Source organism: Chryseobacterium gotjawalense (assembly GCF_030012525.1).
GTDB lineage: Bacteria > Bacteroidota > Bacteroidia > Flavobacteriales > Weeksellaceae > Kaistella > Kaistella gotjawalense.
Genome location: NZ_CP124855.1, coordinates 2,329,736 through 2,348,402 on the forward strand (window position 1 = coordinate 2,329,736; position 18,667 = coordinate 2,348,402).

Sequence of the window (18,667 nt, forward strand, 5' to 3'; positions counted from 1 at the left end):
TTTTGCTTATTTTTGCAGCATGGAAAATAATTACCCTCAAAAGGTCAGCATACAGAAGATTTTAAAAACGGCATTTACGTACTGGAACAGCACTTTGTTTTACCAATTGTCGTTTAGCTTGCTGTACTTTTCACTGTTTTTTCTAGGATATTTTTATCTGTTCAGATATTTCGGATTGTGGGATGAGGTAAGCCAATACAGTGAATTGATGAAAACCGATTTCCCAGCGTTTAATAAAAAGATGGAAGATATTGCAAAGTTACCGCAAACTCAAGGTTTTCTATTAGGAATTTTCTTTCTTTTTGCTTTGTTAAATCCTTTAAATGTCGGGTTTTATAAAATTTACAGAAAAATAGATCTGAAGGAAAAAGTAGGTTTGAATGATTTATTCGCAGGTTATCTGGGTTTTGATTTCTTCAAGTTTTTCGGATTTTACCTTTTTTGGATGATTGTCTTTTCATACGCGAACTCATTATTAATCCTTGGACTTGTCTGGATTATTCTTACTCTTTTCTCAATTCCGCTGATGTTTTTTATGAATGTAAATACCATTGAAGGAATTAAGTTAACCTTCAAAGGATTAAAGCAGGACTTCACAACAATTCTCATTTCGGTGATAATTGCCGTATTATTCAGCATATCCGGAATATTGCTGTTCGGATTTGGGTTTTTGCTCACCTTTCCTTTTTGGCATGCGATGATATATACTTTATATCAGCAGTTTTTTAAAGAAAATGAGTAGAATATTTTGCTAAATTTTGACCATATAAATTTTTAATGATAAATTTGAGAACATTAAAAATAAAAACTATGGATACTTTTGACGAATTTGATCAACCAACCGGACCCGAAAAATCGGCGGGAGCGATTATTTCCCATGCCTTTGAAATGTATAAAGGCGTATTTCTTTATGCAATTGCAGCGGTTCTGATTTCGTTTGCCGTTTCACTTCTGGTGCAGCCAGTTTCAGGCTTTAACTCCACAGATATGATGGAAGAAATAAAATCTTCGGGAGGTGGTTTTCCAAATTTATGGTCGATACCAAGATTTGGAATTTATTCTGGCCTTTCAGGTTTGGTAAGTTTGCTTTCTACACCGCTGTATGTAGGACTTATTTACATTACCAATAAATACAATCTGCAGGAATCAATAAGCTTCTCTGATTTGTTTATCGGATTCAGACAAAATTTTTTAAATATTATTTTATATTCTTTGATAACCAGCATTTTGATGTTCATTTCAGCGATGATGTGTTTCTTGCCGGTATTTTTTATCCTGCCTTTTTTTCTGTTAGGTTATCCAATTTTATTATTTGAAAACGCCAGTTTTTCGCAGGCACTGGGCAAGTCATTTTCTATTGCAAAAGAGAATTACGGAACATTTTTGGGAGCCAGTTTTCTTGGACTCTTAATTAGTGTTGCGGGCATTTTTCTATGTGGAATCGGAATAATTTTCACGTTGCTGTTTTATCTGGTGGTCATGTATTCCGCTTATTGTGCTTTCTGTGGAAGACCGCGACCAATCGCTCAAAAATTAAATTAAGCTTCGATATTTTAAATAATATCTGTACATTTGAAAGCAATGGTTTGTAACCGTTGCTTTTTTTAATACCGAATTATGCCAAATAAAAAACATCAAATCAGTGAAGTGAAAATCAAGCAGTTTTTTTTGCTTGTGTTGATTGTTGTACTTGCGGGCTTGATCTGTTTTCATTTATCCTTATTCTTGCCGTCGCTTCTTGGTGCGATTACACTTTATGTCATTACGAGAAAGTATAATGTATATTTACAGGAAAAGTTGAAGTGGAAACCCTGGGTAGCTTCTATGGTTATTATCATGGGGACGCTGTTGGTCCTGATTCTGCCCATCTATTTTATCGGCGGTTTGCTTATCGAAAAATTGGGGAATGCTTCCGTTTACATGCAGAAATTCAATATTTTCATCGATAAGATTCATGATTTTATTTATGCTAAAACCAATGTTGATATCCTGAGCAATGAAAATTTAACCAAACTTAAAGATAATGTTGCTAAATTTTCTACTTCCGCGCTAAGCGGGACATTCAATACTTTAACGGTGGTCGCTTCAATGTATTTTATCCTGTATTTTATGTTGGAAAAGCCGCTTCTTTTTGAAAAATTATTGAAAAGTTCAGCGCCTTTAAAGAGAGCAAACGTGAATTTATTGGGTGAGAAAATTCAAAAAATGGTTATGGCTAACGCAATTGGGATTCCGGTTGTCGCGATTGGACAAGGTTTGATCGCCTTAGTTGGTTATCTGATTTTTGGTGCTCCAAGTGTGATTTTATTATTTGCATTGACTTGTGTGGCTTCTATGCTTCCGATTGTGGGAGCTGCAATTGTCTATATACCGGTTTGTATTTTCATGATTGCCGAAGGCAATGTAGGCCCGGGTTTAGGATTGGCGGTGTACTGTTTGGTCATTGTCGGATTAACTGATAATTTGCTGAGATTTACATTATTAAAGAAGCTTGAAAATATTCATCCGCTTAATACCGTATTTGGAATTATTATGGGAATCAATCTTTTTGGTTTTATGGGCTTGATTTTCGGGCCGATCTTAATTTCAATTACCATTTTATTAATCCAGGTTTACCGCGATGAGTTTTCAGAAAACGACCGCGAGATTATCATGCCTGAACCCAAAGAAATTGAAAAGAAAATCGATTTAAATATTTAATAAATCTTTCTAAAATAAGATTATGATTCCTGAACTCCGCCCCGAAATATTACAAGAAATCTGTAAAACCGAAATGCCTTTTGGAAAACATAAGGGAGTTCTGTTGGTAGATTTACCCATCAATTATTTAGAATGGTTTCAACGTCAGGGAATGCCACCCGGAAAGTTAGGAATGCAACTTTCAACCATTTACGAAATAAAAATGAATGGCCTGATGGATTTGCTAACGCCGTTGCGGGGTAAGCTTCCGCAAGCACCCACCAAGAAGAAAGTGTATAAATTCTAGCTTCCTATTTAAATAATTTTCCAACAATTTTCCCTATTTCTACGAAATCATTGGCATTACCGATATCCCGCGTGTCTTTTCGATATTCTATTTCATCCTCATGAGCCGGGAATATCAGCAGGAAATTCCGTTTGCGGAAATAAGTATTCAGGTAATCCGGAACCAGCTGCATTTCGGGTTGGTAAGAAACCATCGTGCGGTGTGCCATAAATAATATGAGAGCGTCATCGTCCTTCATTTTATTAAAGAGTTTCGGCAACTCATTCCAGTCATTGAAAATAATAAAACTGGCATCGATATTTACTTTCTTTTTAATTTTCTCGAGCATCGCAATGGTTGCATCGTTTCCGTAAAATTCTATTTTGGAACCGGAATTTCGCGCCAGATTCCAAACCTTTAATAATGAATGAAAAAAATGGGGTTCCTTTACCGCATTTTCCGGAAATATAACCAGATATTTCTGAACGGTCGATGCAGGTTGTGTGGCCTGATAAATTAGAATATTGGTGGCATTGTTATTTAGGTATCCACTGTATAAGTTATAAATAAAACCCGGCGAGAACCCTTTTTCTTCATCGATGCCGATCATTAAATCGGTGATCGAATATTCTTTAATCACATTGTTGGTTCCATCAATAACATCAGTGTCATAACGTGTTATGGGCGTTATTTTCACATCTGCAGAAGCACCGGTTTCGACCGTTTGGTTTAATAAAGTTTCCGCGTTTTTCTTCGAAGAGTCATTTTTTTCTTCATTGATAATATTTAAAGCGAATAGATTTGCGGCCGTTTTTTTGGATTTAATCAACAGGGCAAGATTGGTCATCGGATCTACGGTATTGATATGATTTACCGCCAGTAAGATGTTTTCTGTTTCGGGATTGCTGTCTGAAATGGTGTTTTCGTTATCGGCTTTTACCAACTCTTCCGCGTGTTTCTGGGTTACGAAAGAGGAAATCGTACAGGAAATCAAGATGAGAAGAATACTTCCGTTGAGAACGCTTTCATCGAGTAATCTGATGGGTTCGCCTAAATCTGTTTCACCGATGATGATATTATAACCGACTGTTACTGTAGCTAAAGTAGCCGCCGCGGAAGCTGAACTTAGTCCGAAAATAATTCCACCTTCAGGTTTGGTAAAGGAGAAGGTTTTTTGAGTTGCAATGGAGGCCAGATACTTCCCGCCAATGGAGATGGTAATCATTAGCAGGGCGACTTTGATCGTTTCCAGGTCTTTGAAAAAGACGGTGACATCAATCAACATTCCTACGCTTATTAGAAAGAAAGGAATGAAAATCGCATTTCCGACAAATTCGACGCGGTTCATTAATGAAGAGGAATGAGGAATCAGTTTGTTGAGTGCCAGTCCCGCCAGAAACGCGCCAATAATCGCTTCAATCCCCGCCAGCTCTGCCAGAAGTGCTGCGAAGTAAATCATGACCAATACGAAGATGTATTGTGATATTTTGTCGCTTACTTTTTTGAAAAACCACCGGCCAATCATTGGAAATCCTATTAAAACAATCAGTGCAAAAATGATGATACCCACAGAAAGTTTGGTCCAGAATGCGGCGTTTACTTCTCCGGTTGTCATTCCCACTACAATTGCTAAAACCAAAAGGGCAAGAATATCTGTAATTACGGTTCCTCCAACGGTAATATTCACTGCCCGGTTTTTAACAATTCCCAGTTTGCTGACCAAGGGATACGAAATAAGCGTGTGAGAAGAAAATATACTGGCAAACAGAAAGGAAGTGAGCCAGTTATATTCCATAATAAAATGTGCCGCGGCGATTCCGATGATAAAAGGGATGATAAATGTATAAGCACCAAAACCCATGCTTTTGTATTTGTTTTTTTTAAACTCTGCCAAATCAATTTCCAGTCCGGCGAGAAACATAATGTACAGTAATCCGGTGGTTCCTGTGACCACAATGCTGCTGTCCCGCGTGAGGATATTAAAACCATTCGGGCCCACAACTGCTCCTGCGATGATCAGTCCCAGAAGGTGAGGGACTTTGATTTTATTCAGTAAAAGAGGGGCCGAAAGAATGATGATTAAAACGACCAAAAACTTAAGAACCGGATCTTCTAACGGAAGATCGAATTGAGACACTTTTAAGAGAGTGAGCATATTTTAGTTTTTGATTTTTTCTAATTCTACGGAGAATTTCGAAGTGCAGTTATTACCGGTAAATTCACGGCTGCCTTTTATTCTGCCCGTCGTTTGACTGGAAAGCTGCAAAGTGATGACAGACTGGCTGGTGGACGCAGAATTGTTTTCTGAAGTTAATTTTAATTCGGAGCCATTGTATTTTCCGGTATATATTTTTTCACCGCCGCTTTTATTCGTAATTTTCAAATGTTCTGCGGTAAATTCCCAAAGGTCATTTCTTAGGTCTCCGATGACGTGTTCGGAGCAGTTAGACTCGGTGCAAATCATTTTGCCGTTCCACTTTCCGATGATATTTTCGGGAATTTTTACTGGAATTATAGTGTCAGTTGGGAGGCGTTCCAAACTGTCGCGCATCATTTTCAAAGCTTCATAATCCTGTTCTTTCTCAGCAAATTTCTCCTCTTTGACAAGAAGGGCTGCTTCCCGCTCTTTTAACTGGTTTTCCTGTTCGGGATTATTACAGGAAGTCAGCATTAAAGTGAACGTTAACAAAAATAATATAAGGGATTTCATTTAGAACAAATTTATGATTGACTTTAAAAGTATAAAAAAAATCCCGAAATTAAAAATTCCGGGATGGTAGGTGGTGTCTTTTCTGGAGAATTATTCTTTCATTTTTGCGATAACATCAATTCCTCCTTTTGTTTTATCGCCGATTTTACAGTTGATTTCTGTATCGATTGGCAAGAAGATATCCATTCGGGAACCGAACTTGATGAAACCGAACTCGTGGCCTGCTTTTGCCTGATCCCCTTCATTACAATAAAATACAATCCGTCTTGCCACATAACCTGCAATCTGGCGGAAAACCACGGTATGATCGGTTAAGCTTTTTATGGCTATGGTTGTTCTTTCGTTTTCTGTGGAGGATTTTTCATGCCAGGCGACTAAGTACTTTCCGGGATGGTATTTCTTATAAATGACCTCGCCAGAAACGGGGTAGCGGCAAATATGAACATTCAAAGGTGACATAAAAATCGAGATCTGGATGGCTTTTCCTTTGATGAATTCATCTTCATCTACTTCCTTGATCATCACAACTTTTCCGTCTACCGGAGCGATTACATTTTCTTTATGATTCAGGATATCCCGATGTGGAACGCGGAAAAACCAAAAGATCAATCCGTAAATAATCAGCAAAGGAATGATGATGGCCAAACTCCATATCTCTAAGAAATAAATGGACAGTAAACCAATAACTGCAAAAAGTAGACTCGCTACGATTATGGTTCCTTTGGATTCTTTGTGTAGTTTCATGTTATATTAATTTTTCTAAAATAAAGTACAAATATACGACAGGTACGCAGATAATAAAACTGTCTAACCGGTCTAAAATACCGCCGTGCCCCGGAATTACATTTCCCGAATCCTTCACGCCGAAAGTGCGCTTTAATTGGCTTTCAACCAAATCGCCTAAAGGACCAAAAACGGAAACTAAAAATCCGACGATGATATAATTCCCTCTTAAATCAGGGTAGTTCAATTCAATAAAATAGCCAAGAATGATGGTGAAGAAAACGCCGCCAGCAAATCCTTCCCAGGTTTTTTTCGGTGAAATTTTTGGAGCCATTTTATGTTTTCCCAAAAATTTTCCTGTGAAATAGGCAAATGAGTCACTGCTCCAAATTAAGACGAACAGGAAAAACACTTCTAAAGTAAAGGTCTGTTCTACGGTAGAAAATTTGGGTAACCCTAGCGCGAACCCGAACGGAAGTGCAGTGTAGATAACGGTAAAAATAAGTTTCCCGCTGTCATAATAAAGTTCTTTAGGAAAACGAAATAAGGTGACAACCGCAATAATTATAAGTACGATGGCCAAAATTTCAGATAAATTAAAATTGAAATAAAAGCCGTGATTGAAATATCTTTTTGAAAATAACTGATAAAATACAAAAAGAATCAGTGGAAAAACTACCCATTTCTCCCAGCCTTTCGGATCGAATTTCATCATCCTCACGCATTCCCATGCGCCCATGAATAGGAAAAAAGTGATTAAACCGTAATAAAGATTCTGTTGCTGAACAAGACCCGGCGAGAAACCATTAATGAATTCTGCACCCAGCGAGGTGGTACAGAGAACAACGACCAAGCCGTATAAAAGGCCACCGAAAAGTCGCAGCACTAAATTTTTATCCAAAATTGATGTGATTAAATATTGATGAAAATATGCATTGTAAAAGATCCTTTATCTGAAGAGCTTAATCTTCGAGCAAAAGTAAGAAAAGTTTTGTATTGTCTTTGTTCGGAGTGTCTAATTTAGAATTACTTCCACTGATCGAAGTAAGGTTTCTAATATTTCCGTTGCGTTTGATTTTGCTCATCGCGTCATTCAGGTTGGTCACAATTTGGGACACGTTCGCCATGATGATTACTTTTTCCGGTAACCGCGACGAGTGATAATGCAGAATGTTATTGTGCGAAAGCATGATCCGGCCATCATAAGCGATTAAATATTCGCAAGTGATAAAAGCGCAGTCATTAAAAAGTTCGAGTTCGGTAGTATAAGGGGCATTAATTACATCAAGGAAATTTTTCAAATCATTGTCCCAGCAGAAAACAGATTTTACGCCTTCTATTTTGAGAATATGATTCAAAGTCTGCAGCGCCTCTGCTTCGTCTGCACAATAGTTGAAAAAACCACCGGAATGGGTGAATAATTGAGCAAACTTGTAGTCAAGGTCAGCGTTTTTCAACTGATCTCCAAGTTTAATCAAATCCTGCCCGTCATCCTCTTCAGGTTGATTCAGTATTTTTCCGACCAATTTTTTAAATAGACTCAATTCCTCTTAATTATGCGATTGTTCTACAAAAATAGAAAATATTTGTTTACTTAATCAATTAAATACAAAAATCCTGATTATTTATATGAATATAATTAATCAGGATTTAATTTTATTAAAGTTGCGTATTGGATTCCGGTGCGATAACCTCTGCATCCTCCGTAGGATTTACCGCCTTGTGGCTGTTGGAAACAGGATGTTCAGTTAACTCCGGATCCCATGCTCTCTGGCCGAATACTTCTTCTAAGTCTTCGCGGAATATCACTTCTTTCTCGAGAAGTTTTGTGGCAAGCGCATCCAACTTATCTTTATTATCTCTTAAAATTTGTAATGCTCTTTGATACTGAGTCTCAATGATTTTAGAAATTTCTTCATCAATCATTTTCGCAGTCTGCTCTGAGTAAGGTTTTCCGAAACTGTATTCAGATTGCCCGGTACTGTCATAGTAGGAGATATTTCCGACTTTCTCATTCAGACCATAAATAGTTACCATTGCCTGTGCTTGCTTGGTTACTCTTTCCAGATCAGAAAGCGCGCCTGTAGAAATGTTTCCGAAGATGGTCTGCTCGGCAGCTCTTCCGCCCAAAGTAGCGCACAGTTCATCGTTCATTTGCTCAGTGGTGGTCAATTGTCTTTCGTCCGGCAGATACCAGGCTGCGCCTAATGAACGGCCTCTCGGTACGATGGTGACTTTCAGCAATGGTGCTGCATGTTCTACCAGCCAGGAAATTGTTGCGTGTCCTGCTTCATGATAAGCGACTCTTCTTTTTTCTGATGGTTTAATCGCTTTGTTTTTCTTTTCCAGTCCACCGATGATTCTGTCAACAGCGTCTAAAAAATCTTGCTTGGTAACTGCTTCGTGTGAATTTCTTGCTGCAATTAATGCCGCTTCGTTACAAAGGTTTGCGATATCAGCGCCACTAAATCCGGGAGTTTGTTTTGCTAAAAACTCTCTGTCGATATTGGGTTCCAATTTTATTTTTGCCAAATGCACATCGAAAATTTCTCTTCTTTCATGTAATTCCGGTAAATCTACATAAATCGAACGGTCAAAACGACCTGCTCTCATCAATGCTTTATCCAGAATATCTGCTCTGTTGGTTGCCGCCATGATGATTACGTTGGTATCGGTTCCAAAACCATCCATTTCGGTAAGCAATTGGTTTAATGTGTTTTCTCTTTCATCATTTCCACCAGTCATGTTTCCTTTTCCTCTGGCTCTACCAATGGCATCAATCTCATCAATGAAAATAATTGCCGGTGATTTCGCTTTTGCCTGAGCAAATAAATCTCTTACTCTGGACGCTCCAACTCCTACAAACATTTCCACAAAATCAGATCCTGAAAGAGAGAAGAAAGGAACTTTCGCTTCCCCTGCAACAGCTTTTGCTAAAAGGGTTTTACCTGTTCCCGGAGGACCAACTAACAATACTCCTTTTGGAATTTTACCACCTAATTTGGTGTATTTTTCAGAGTTCTTCAAGAAGTCTACCACTTCCTGAACTTCTTCTTTTGCGCCTTCTAAGCCTGCAACATCTTTAAATGAAACCTGCACTTTATCTTTTTCGTCGAAAAGTTTTGCTTTGGATTTTCCGATGGAGAAAATTTGGCCGCCGCCGCCACCGCCACCGCCGCCCATCATTTTGCGGAAAATCACAAAATAGAAAAGCGCCATGATTGCGATCCAGAATATTGCGGTAAACAGTAACTCGGTCATCGGGTTTTTGCCGATGCCGTAGTCTTTTTTAGTTACAATCGCCGGGTTATCCTGTTTGATTTTATCGAATTTTTCCAGGAAAAGCTGTAAATCTCCGAAACTGATTGTATAGTCTGGTTTTGGAGAAAAGTCAAATGCTGAAAAAGGACTTCTTTCTTTTGCAACCTGCTTCGCATCTAATGCTTTTTTAGCTTCTGGTGTAAGAAAAACATCAGCTTTTTCGGTATCTTTATAAATGAGTACATTCTGAACTTTTCCTTCTGCCATTAAGGTATAGAACCCTTCTTCGTCTAATGAATTTGCTGAGGAATCCCCATTCATATTCGAAAAGAAAAAGAGTAAAATGGCTATAATCGCGATTGGGAAAAACCAGTTAAATCCTTTATTGTTGTTCATATCTTTTTATAAAAGTTTTGGCGAAAAATTGTTTTCGTCAACTATCCGTAATTAATTTTCGATTTTGGTTATTTTTGCATCTCCCCAAAGTTCCTCTATATCATAGTATTCTCTGGTTTCCCGCTGGAATACATGCACCACGACGGAGACATAGTCCAGTAAAACCCAAAGTGAATTTTCACTTCCTTCTACATGCCAAGGACGGTCCTGTAAGTCATTCCGAACCTTTTTTTGGATATTTCCTGAAATAGCTGAAACCTGGGTATTAGAGTTTCCGGTGCAGATAACGAATGTTTGTGCTACCGAATTTTCGATGTTTGATAAGTCGAAGATCATAATGTCTTCCCCTTTTGTATCTTGTATTGCCTCTACAATTTTGTCGATTAGTAGCTGCTTTTCTGTGATTTTGTTCATTAAAAATTTTGTATAATCTGCAAATTTATTGTTTTTTTATTTAAATAGTCTCAAATTTACCAAATCTAACTCTTAAAGTTTTCATAAATGATGTGCTTGTTGTACCTTAAAGAATGTTCTTCCACCCATGATGAAATTGAGAAATTTATTTCTGATGACACTCTAGATATACAAGCCGTTTACACTTTTAATCAAACCAAAGGCAAGGGACAGTATGGTAATTCCTGGGAATCCGGCCACAATTTAAGTCTCGCTTATTCTGTTGCGGTTCCCGATGAACTCATTAAATTACCCAATCATTTATTCAATTTTCATACCGCTGAAGTATTGGCTGATTTTCTTGCCATTCTGACAAAGCATACCGTTGAAATTAAATGGCCCAATGATATTATCATTAAAAACAAAAAGGTTTCCGGGATTTTAATTGAAAAGAAAATGATTAAAGGGAAATCCTATTTCCTGATCGGAATTGGCCTCAATATTTTGGGAGAAAACTTTAAACATCTTCCAAAAGCGGGCTCACTCCTCACTCAAACCGGAATTAAATTCGGTCTTGAAATGGTAACGGAAGCGCTTCATGAGTATTTTGTTGAAAATTTAACAAAGGAAGTTTCCGAAGAATCGGTGCTGGAAAAGCTGAATGAAAGGTTATTCCGAAAGGATTTAATCTCTGTTTTTGAAATTGGTCAATCGAGACAAAATGGCATCATTCGAATGGTCGATAAAGAGGGTTTTTTTTGGGTGGAGTTAGAAAATGATGGATTGCAGAAATTCTTCCATAAAGAGATTGCGCTTCTTTACTGATTGGCTCTTTTGAAATAAAGGTATAAAGCAAGCGGTCCGAAGATCAGATTGGGCAGCCACATGGCAACCAATGGAGACAGTGTTTTATTCGCTGAAACGACCTTCAGTACTTCAAATGAAAATACAAACACAAAAGCCAGTGCAATTCCGATGGCGAGATTCATTCCCAGTCCTCCGCGTTTTTTTTGGGAGGCAAGTGCCAATCCTAAAACGGTGAGAATAATGACCGAAAACGGCATCGAAGTGCGTTGGTACAATTCATTCAGATAGTTATTGAGGTTCGCATTTCCTTTTTCTTTTTCCCGATTGATGAATTTGATGAGTTCCGGCGTTGTTTTGTTTTGGCCTAATAAAACATCAGGGAAAAGTTCTTCAGGTGTTTGCCCGAAATTTTTGGTCATTGAGTTTCCCTGGGCTAATTTTTCAGTGTCGTTTTTAAGAAAAGTTTTTTCAAGATAATTGTTCATCAAGAATTGCTTTTTATCTTTTTCCCAGTAAAAGTCTGCCGCATTCAGCTGATAAATTAACTTTCTGTCTTTATCGAATTTCTGGTAGAAAAAGCCAGAACCGCGTTTCTCTTTTTTATTATAGCTTTTAATAAAGATGTATTCTGTTTTGGAGAGTTGTGTGGCAACTTCTGCATTTCCTGTAAATTCTTCGCGGTTTTTCGCACTATAAGTATAAGGTTCTAACTCATTCTTTTTAATGTTGGCCAGCGGTAATATAAAATGATTGATCAGCAACGCGGCAACCGCAATAATACCAGACGTTATAAAATAAGGTCGGGCAAACCTATGAAAACTCGCTCCCGAACTAATTATGGCAACGATTTCTGTATTGTTGGCAATTTTTGAAGTAAAGAAAATGACGGAAATAAAAACCAGGATCGACATGAATGTAATGATCAGATTGACAATCCAATAAGGGTAAAAATCTATCAGGAATTCAGTTACGGTAAATCCGTTAGACTCAATTCTTGGTGCTTTTGCCTGTACGTCGATGACCAAAATAATAATCGTTAATAACCCCAACATGAACCCAAAAGTTCCGAGGTATTTTTTGATGATATAGAGGTCGATTATTTTCATAAATCCGGTGCGTATTTTTTTTAAAGTCGTTGTCTGAGGATAGGATCGATAGAAGTTTTCCATTCATAGAAATCACCAGCAATGATGTGTTGCCGGGCAACCCGAACCAGATCCAAATAGAAAGCCAGATTATGAATCGATGCAATTTGTTTTCCCAAATATTCTTTTGCTACAAATAAATGTCGGACATACGCTTTCGAATAATGTGAATCTACATAGCTTGTTCCGAATTCATCCAAAGGCGAAAAATCACTTTCCCACTTTTTGTTTTTCATGTTCATCACGCCTTGCCAGGTGAATAACATTGCGTTTCGGGCGTTTCTGGTAGGCATTACGCAATCCATCATGTCGATTCCCAAACCGATTGATTCTAAAATATTCCATGGTGTGCCGACGCCCATTAAATATCTCGGTTTTTCTACGGGCAAAATATCGGTTACAATGTCGGTGATTCTGTACATTTCTTCTTCCGGCTCTCCTACAGAAAGTCCGCCAATTGCGTTTCCTACAGCGTTTTGTTCCGAAATAAATTCTGCGGATTTTTTTCTTAAATCAGCGTAAGTGGAACCTTGTACGATTGGGAAAAGGTGTTGTTTGTGCCCATAAATTTCCGGGTTTTCGTCCGTCCATTTGATGCATCTTTTTAGCCAGCGGTGTGTCATTTCCATTGACTTTTTCGCTAAATTATATTCGCAGGGATAAGGAGTGCATTCATCAAAAGCCATGAAAATATCTGCGCCGATCTGTCGCTGGATTTCCATTGAAATTTCGGGAGAGATAAAATGAGCACTTCCGTCGATGTGGGATTTAAATTTCACACCGGCCTCATTTAATTTTCTTGATTTTGATAAAGAGAACACCTGATAACCGCCAGAATCGGTGAGAATGGGTAAGTCCCAGTTCATGAATTTATGTAAACCGCCTGCCTGCTGCATGATGTCCATTTTCGGGCGAAGATTGAGGTGATAGGTATTTCCTAAAATAATCTGCGCTTTGATGTCATCTTTTAGTTCCCGCTGGTGAACGGTTTTTACGGAGGCGACTGTTCCTACCGGCATAAAAATCGGTGTTTCTATCGTGCCGTGGTCTGTTGTGATGGTGCCGGCTCTTGCTTTACCGGTCGTGGTATTGTTGATTTCGAAAAATGGGGACTTCATATTATCTTGCAAATGCAGGTAAGTTTTTATTTTCTTTTAATTTCTTTTCGATATAGATTTTCGCGGCAGGATCTTTGTTTAAAACGATATCCTGAGCGTTGTCTACTATTTTTTCTATTTCTCCGGTGGCGGTGTAGTATTTATAGCTTTCAACAAAATCATTTCCTTTGATTTTCTTTTGTTGAAGCGCATAGCGTGTTGCGTTATCTAAATTAACATTTTCTGCAACTACACCCAGTTGCTCATTCATTGCAAATTCGGCCAGCAATTCGGCCATGGTATCTTTGGGCACAAGATTTTTCGGTTTGTCGATGAGTTCTGAACAAGCCATCATTAAAAATGAAAAAATCACCACTATTCCTTTTCTCATAATTTGCCGATCATCGATTTCCACTTTAAATTTAAAACACCGAAAACGGCTTCATGGATAATTCCGCCATTCATCTTGCTTACGCCTAATTCTCTGTTGGTAAATGTGATAGGAACTTCTGTAACTTTAAATCCTTTTTTAACCGCACGGAATTTCATTTCAATCTGAAAGCCATAGCCTTTTAATTTGATTTTATCCAAACCAATTTCTTCCAATACTTTTCGCGAGAAGCAAACGAATCCCGCGGTGGTATCATGAATGGGAATTCCCAAAATCATCCGAACGTATTTTGAGGCAAAATAGGAGAGCAGTACTCTTCCCATCGGCCAGTTGACGACATTTACCCCTTTTGAATATCTGGAGCCAATGCTCATGTCCGCATTTTTGCAGGCTTCAAACAATTTTTTTAGATCGGCCGGATTGTGAGAGAAATCGGCATCCATTTCGAAAATGTAATCATAGTTGTTTTGCAGAGCCCATTTGAATCCATGGATATAAGCTTTTCCCAGACCATCTTTTATTTTTCTTATGATTAAATGGAGTTGGTCGGGATAGGTGCTCTGCAGTTTTTTTACAATTTCTGCCGTTCCGTCGGGTGATGAATCGTCTACAATCAAGACATGAAAATCCTCCTTCAGCGCAAAAACAGCAGAAATTATATTTTCAATATTTTCCTTCTCATTATAAGTTGGAATGATGACGAGTTTTTTCATCTTAAAATTTAAGGTGCAAAGATAAACTTTTCCGCCGTTATTATTAATGGCTGATTTACAGCAGCAAGATTAATTCCAAATTAAATCGGCTTAATTTTTCTGAACATCTCCTTTAATATTCTTATTTTTGCAAAAATTTACTTTTGGTTAGAATTGTGCAACAAAACGATTGGGTGGTTTTTATCCTCGTCGGATGTATTTTACTTTATGTTTTCATGCTTTTATATCTTCACCGTGATTCTTCGGTGCGGGTTTTTTTGATGCAGAAATATGAAGATTCTTCTAATAATTTTTTGAGTTGGCTTATTATCAGTGTTGTTTTTACACTTTTGTTTGCTGTGCTGATATCGAGATCGGTTCCCATTGTTCCGAAACGGATCAGCGATATTCATTTTTTTGGCTATGAACTGAATAAATTTGGATTCACCCTGTTTTCGATGATTGTATTTTATGGTCTTAAAAGTGCTTTATCCTATCTTTTTTATGCCGGTACCGGAAGTATGAAAAGATGGGCTCTTTTTCAGTTCACCGCATCGAAGTTTTATTTTACACTTTCATTTGTATTAATGGCTTTGTGTGTTTATCAGTATTTTTATGAAGTGAATGATTTACAGTTGTTTGATTATTGTTTTACAGGTTTTATCGGTGTTTTTATATTTAAAATTTTCTTTTACCTGCTCTCTCCCCGACATCTGTTACCGGAAAAGTGGTATTATAAATTTTTGTATATTTGCACCCTCCAATTCGCGCCTGTTTTGGTTCTATGGAAAGTATTATTTTTTTAAGAAATTTTAATGATGAAAATTAAATCTATATTGGTTTCACAGCCCGCACCAAATGAATCTTCTCCATATCTTGAAATTGCCCGAAAGGAAAAAATCAGAATAGATTTTAAGCCTTTTATTCATGTAGAAGGAGTAGATGCGAAAGAACTTAGAACGCAGAAAATTGATCTGTCGCAATACACCGGTATAATTTTTACCAGTAAAAATGCGATCGACCATTATTTCCGTCTTGCGGAAGAGATGCGCTTTGCGGTGCCTGATTCTATGCGGTATATCTGCCAGTCTGAGGCAATTGCCAACTATCTGCAAAAACATATTGTTTACAGGAAAAGGAAAATTGCTTTTGGTGAGCGCAGTTTTGCCGACCTGCTGCCACTTTTCAAGAAGTTCCCGTCTGAGAAATATCTTTTGCCGGCTTCGGATATTCTGAGCCCCGACATTCAGAAGGTTTTAGAATCTTCTGGAATTGACTGGACCAAAGCCACCATGTACAAAACAGTAAGCAGTGATCTGGGTGAAACTAACATTGCCGATTACGACATGTTGGTCTTCTTCAGCCGCCAGGGAATCAAATCTTTAGGAGAAAACTTTAAAGATTTTAAACAAGATCAAACAAAAATTGCTGTTTTCGGTGCAACCACAGAGCAAGCAGCAAAAGACGCAGGATTAAGAGTTGATGTAATGGCGCCCAGCAAAGAAACGCCATCAATGACCATGGCAATTGAAAAATACATCAGAAATTTGGAGAAATAATTTCTTCTGATTTAAATAACATAATCAAAAAACCGCCTTTTTCTAAGATTAAGTCGGTTTTTATATTTTAATGAAAACTTACGATGAGCAATCCTGATCCTATCAATAAAGAACAAATCCCCGCAAGCAGGCTTCCTCCAAAAGCTAAAAAAATACCGAAAACTCTGGAAATCCATAATGACCTGAGAAACGATCCCTATTTTTGGCTGAACGAAAGAGAGAATCCCGAAGTGATACAGTATCTGGAAGAAGAGAATGCTTATGCTGATGCGGTGATGAAAGACACCGAAGATTTTCAGCAGCAGCTTTTTGATGAAATGAAAGCCAGATATAAAAAAGATGATGAATCGCTTCCTTATTTTTTTAATGAATACTGGTATATCGTAAGATATGAGAAAGGAAAAGAACATCCTTTGTTTACCAGAAAATTTCAGACTTTAGAAAATAAAGAAGAATTATTGCTGGATGTAAATGTTTTGGCAGAAGGTCAAAAATTTTTCGAAGTTGGCAGTGTAGCAGTTTCTCCGAATAATAAATTAATGAGTTATTCTTCTGACAATATGGGACGAAGAATTTATACTATTAATTTCAAAAATCTGGAAACTGGCGAAATCCTGCAGGATCAAATTCCTAATACGACAGGAAAAGCAGTTTGGGCCAATGATAACGAGCATATTTTCTATATTAGAAAAGATGAGAGTTTGCGCGCTTTCCAGGTTTTTCTGCATCAGTTGGGAACCGATTCTTCACAGGATGTGTTGATTTTTCACGAAGAAGATGACACTTTTGATGTGAATGTTTTTAAAACCAAATCTTTAGAATATATTTTCATTTCCAGTTCAAGCACGATTTCTGATGAGCAGCGGTTTATTCCTGCAGATGATGTCATGGCTGATTGGCAGATTATTCAGCCGAGAATTGATGATCTGGAATATTCGGTAGAACATTTTGAAGATGAGTTTTACATTATTACCAATGCAGATGAAGCAACCAACTTTAAAATTGTAAAAACTAAAGTTGCTCATCCGGGAATTGAAAACTGGATTGAAGTGATTCCGCATCGGGAAGAAGTTTTGCTGGAAGGTTTCGAGATTTTCAAAAACTATCTGGTTCTTGAAGAAAGGATCGAAGGACTTTTGCAACTGAAAATTATCGATACCCATAATAATGATTTCCATTATCTGCCTTTTTCAGATCCTACTTATACGGCTTATATCGGGTTGAATTTGGAATTCGATACCGAGAAACTGCGTTTTGGTTATACCTCTTTAACTCAGCCAAGTTCTACTTTCGAATATGATATGAAAGAAAAAACCACCAAACTCCTGAAACAGCAGGAAGTTTTGGGCGGTGATTTTTTACCGGAAAATTATATTTCAGAAAGAATTTGGGCACCTTCGAGAGACGGTAAAAAGGTTCCGATTTCTTTGGTTTATCATAAAGACACCGTGAAATCTTCAGAAACTCCCTTATTGCTTTACGGCTACGGAAGTTATGGACTTACCATCGATGCCAGCTTTTCAAATGTGCGGCTTTCGCTTCTGAACCGTGGTTTTATCTATGCGATTGCCCACATCCGCGGTGGAGAATATATGGGTAGAGAGTGGTATGAAGACGGGAAAATGCTTCAAAAGAAAAATACATTTTTTGATTTTATCGATGCTGCGAAGTTTCTGGTGAAAGAAAATTATACCTCTGAAAAACATCTTTATGCGATGGGCGGCAGTGCCGGCGGACTTTTGATGGGAGCGGTCATCAATATGGAGCCGGAACTTTTCAACGGAATTGTGGCGCAGGTTCCATTTGTGGATGTGGTAACCACCATGTTAGATGAAACAATTCCTTTAACCACCGGTGAATTTGATGAATGGGGAAATCCAAAAGAGAAGGAATATTACCATTATATGAAATCGTATTCGCCTTATGATAATATTGAGGCCAAGCAGTATCCCCATATTTTAATTACAACGGGTCTTCACGATTCGCAAGTTCAATATTGGGAACCTGCAAAATGGACGGCCAGACTTCGGGAACTGAAAACCGATGACAATATGCTGGTTTTCAAAACCGATATGAGTTCCGGTCACGGTGGAGCCAGCGGAAGGTTTGAATCTTTAAAAGAAGACGCTTTTGAATATGCATTTTTAATGAAATTAGAAAATAAAATTGATGGAAAGTAAATCAGAGAGCCAGCTTTGGACAGAAGTCGAAGAGTTTTTCGTAAAAACTTTCGATACCGATAAACATCCGCAGATCGACACGATTTTATTCTTGATCGGGGTTCAGGAATTGGGCAGCGGCCAGCAGAAATATACGAAAGATGATAAACTGAACATTCTGCATATAGCAGTTTGCCGTTTATTGGAGCCTTTTGGTTACTACAAGTTCAGGGATTATGACGATGATGGATATCCGCATTTCGATGAAGTTGCTCCGCTTCCCGACTTAAAACCGAATGAGCAACAGATCCTCATGAAGAAAGCGATTATTCAATATTTTATTGACGAAGAACTTTTTTAAAAAAAATA

General features: G+C 37.8%; 20 protein-coding genes. 9 read left to right on the top strand and 11 right to left on the bottom strand.

Annotated features, from left to right (window positions below; all coding sequences use genetic code 11):
* Positions 1–19: 19 nt before the first annotated feature.
* The 4 genes from QGN23_RS10640 to QGN23_RS10655 all read left to right on the top strand — a co-directional run bounded on the left by QGN23_RS10640 (position 20) and on the right by QGN23_RS10655 (position 2,986).
* Positions 20–742, top strand: a complete 723-nt coding sequence (locus QGN23_RS10640; protein ID WP_282904284.1) for a hypothetical protein — start codon at positions 20–22, stop codon at positions 740–742.
* Between the two features lie 68 nt (positions 743–810).
* Positions 811–1,542, top strand: a complete 732-nt coding sequence (locus tag QGN23_RS10645) for a beta-carotene 15,15'-monooxygenase (RefSeq protein ID WP_282904285.1) — start codon at positions 811–813, stop codon at positions 1,540–1,542.
* Between the two features lie 75 nt (positions 1,543–1,617).
* The gene (locus tag QGN23_RS10650; protein WP_282904286.1) at positions 1,618–2,700 is read left to right on the top strand and encodes an AI-2E family transporter; all 1,083 of its coding nucleotides are present in this window, start codon (positions 1,618–1,620) and stop codon (positions 2,698–2,700) included.
* 22 nt (positions 2,701–2,722) lie between these two features.
* Positions 2,723–2,986 carry a DUF3820 family protein gene (locus QGN23_RS10655; protein WP_282904287.1) on the top strand — a complete coding sequence of 88 codons (264 nt, stop codon included), beginning with the start codon at positions 2,723–2,725 and terminating at the stop codon, positions 2,984–2,986.
* Positions 2,987–2,990: 4 nt separating this feature from the next.
* Here the strand turns inward: QGN23_RS10655 and QGN23_RS10660 are convergent, their stop codons facing one another.
* The 7 genes from QGN23_RS10660 to rsfS form a co-directional block, all read right to left on the bottom strand.
* Entirely contained in the window at positions 2,991–5,120 is a 2,130-nt protein-coding gene (locus QGN23_RS10660) for a cation:proton antiporter (protein WP_282904288.1), read from the bottom strand.
* A gap of 3 nt (positions 5,121–5,123) precedes the next feature.
* Entirely contained in the window at positions 5,124–5,675 is a 552-nt protein-coding gene (locus QGN23_RS10665) for a hypothetical protein (protein ID WP_282904289.1), read from the bottom strand.
* Between the two features lie 90 nt (positions 5,676–5,765).
* Positions 5,766–6,419, bottom strand: a complete 654-nt coding sequence (locus tag QGN23_RS10670) for a phosphatidylserine decarboxylase family protein (RefSeq protein ID WP_282904290.1) — start codon at positions 6,417–6,419, stop codon at positions 5,766–5,768.
* A gap of 1 nt (position 6,420) precedes the next feature.
* Positions 6,421–7,299 (bottom strand): phosphatidate cytidylyltransferase, encoded by an 879-nt coding sequence (locus QGN23_RS10675; protein WP_282904291.1) that lies wholly within the window; start codon positions 7,297–7,299, stop codon positions 6,421–6,423.
* Positions 7,300–7,360: 61 nt separating this feature from the next.
* Entirely contained in the window at positions 7,361–7,942 is a 582-nt protein-coding gene (locus tag QGN23_RS10680; RefSeq protein ID WP_282904292.1) for an LUD domain-containing protein, read from the bottom strand.
* 115 nt (positions 7,943–8,057) lie between these two features.
* Positions 8,058–10,055, bottom strand: coding sequence for an ATP-dependent zinc metalloprotease FtsH (gene ftsH, locus QGN23_RS10685; protein ID WP_282904293.1), 1,998 nt, complete (start codon positions 10,053–10,055; stop codon positions 8,058–8,060).
* A 51-nt stretch (positions 10,056–10,106) separates the two neighbouring features.
* Entirely contained in the window at positions 10,107–10,469 is a 363-nt protein-coding gene (gene rsfS / locus QGN23_RS10690; protein WP_133439131.1) for a ribosome silencing factor, read from the bottom strand.
* Positions 10,470–10,559: 90 nt separating this feature from the next.
* Here rsfS and QGN23_RS10695 point away from each other — a divergent pair, with 90 nt between their 5' ends.
* Positions 10,560–11,273: a biotin--[acetyl-CoA-carboxylase] ligase gene (locus tag QGN23_RS10695; protein ID WP_282906394.1), complete on the top strand. Its 714-nt coding sequence runs from the start codon at positions 10,560–10,562 to the stop codon at positions 11,271–11,273.
* Here the strand turns inward: QGN23_RS10695 and QGN23_RS10700 are convergent.
* The 4 genes from QGN23_RS10700 to QGN23_RS10715 are packed head-to-tail and all read right to left on the bottom strand — an operon-like array spanning position 11,267 to position 14,601.
* Positions 11,267–12,361, bottom strand: coding sequence for an LptF/LptG family permease (locus QGN23_RS10700; protein ID WP_282904294.1), 1,095 nt, complete (start codon positions 12,359–12,361; stop codon positions 11,267–11,269). The two genes, QGN23_RS10695 and QGN23_RS10700, sit on opposite strands and share 7 nt — an antisense overlap.
* Before the next feature lie 20 nt (positions 12,362–12,381).
* Positions 12,382–13,518, bottom strand: coding sequence for a tRNA guanosine(34) transglycosylase Tgt (gene tgt, locus QGN23_RS10705; RefSeq protein ID WP_282904295.1), 1,137 nt, complete (start codon positions 13,516–13,518; stop codon positions 12,382–12,384).
* Between the two features lies 1 nt (position 13,519).
* Complete coding sequence (locus tag QGN23_RS10710) at positions 13,520–13,888, bottom strand: DUF4296 domain-containing protein (RefSeq protein ID WP_282904296.1); 369 nt, start codon at positions 13,886–13,888, stop codon at positions 13,520–13,522.
* A complete protein-coding gene (locus QGN23_RS10715) occupies positions 13,885–14,601 on the bottom strand; it encodes a polyprenol monophosphomannose synthase (protein ID WP_282904297.1) in 717 nt (238 codons plus the stop codon). Before QGN23_RS10715 ends, QGN23_RS10710 begins: the two co-directional genes overlap by 4 nt.
* 143 nt (positions 14,602–14,744) lie before the next feature.
* On the opposite strand from QGN23_RS10715, the gene QGN23_RS10720 reads away from it, so the two are divergent.
* The 4 genes from QGN23_RS10720 (at position 14,745) to QGN23_RS10735 (ending at position 18,659) form a co-directional block, all read left to right on the top strand.
* Positions 14,745–15,386 (top strand): DUF4271 domain-containing protein, encoded by a 642-nt coding sequence (locus QGN23_RS10720; protein ID WP_282904298.1) that lies wholly within the window; start codon positions 14,745–14,747, stop codon positions 15,384–15,386.
* A 12-nt stretch (positions 15,387–15,398) separates the two neighbouring features.
* Positions 15,399–16,139, top strand: coding sequence for a uroporphyrinogen-III synthase (locus QGN23_RS10725; protein WP_282906395.1), 741 nt, complete (start codon positions 15,399–15,401; stop codon positions 16,137–16,139).
* Between the two features lie 83 nt (positions 16,140–16,222).
* A complete protein-coding gene (locus QGN23_RS10730) occupies positions 16,223–18,319 on the top strand; it encodes a S9 family peptidase (protein ID WP_282904299.1) in 2,097 nt (698 codons plus the stop codon).
* Entirely contained in the window at positions 18,309–18,659 is a 351-nt protein-coding gene (locus tag QGN23_RS10735) for a hypothetical protein (RefSeq protein WP_282904300.1), read from the top strand. Before QGN23_RS10730 ends, QGN23_RS10735 begins: the two co-directional genes overlap by 11 nt.
* The last annotated feature ends 8 nt before the right edge of the window (positions 18,660–18,667 follow it).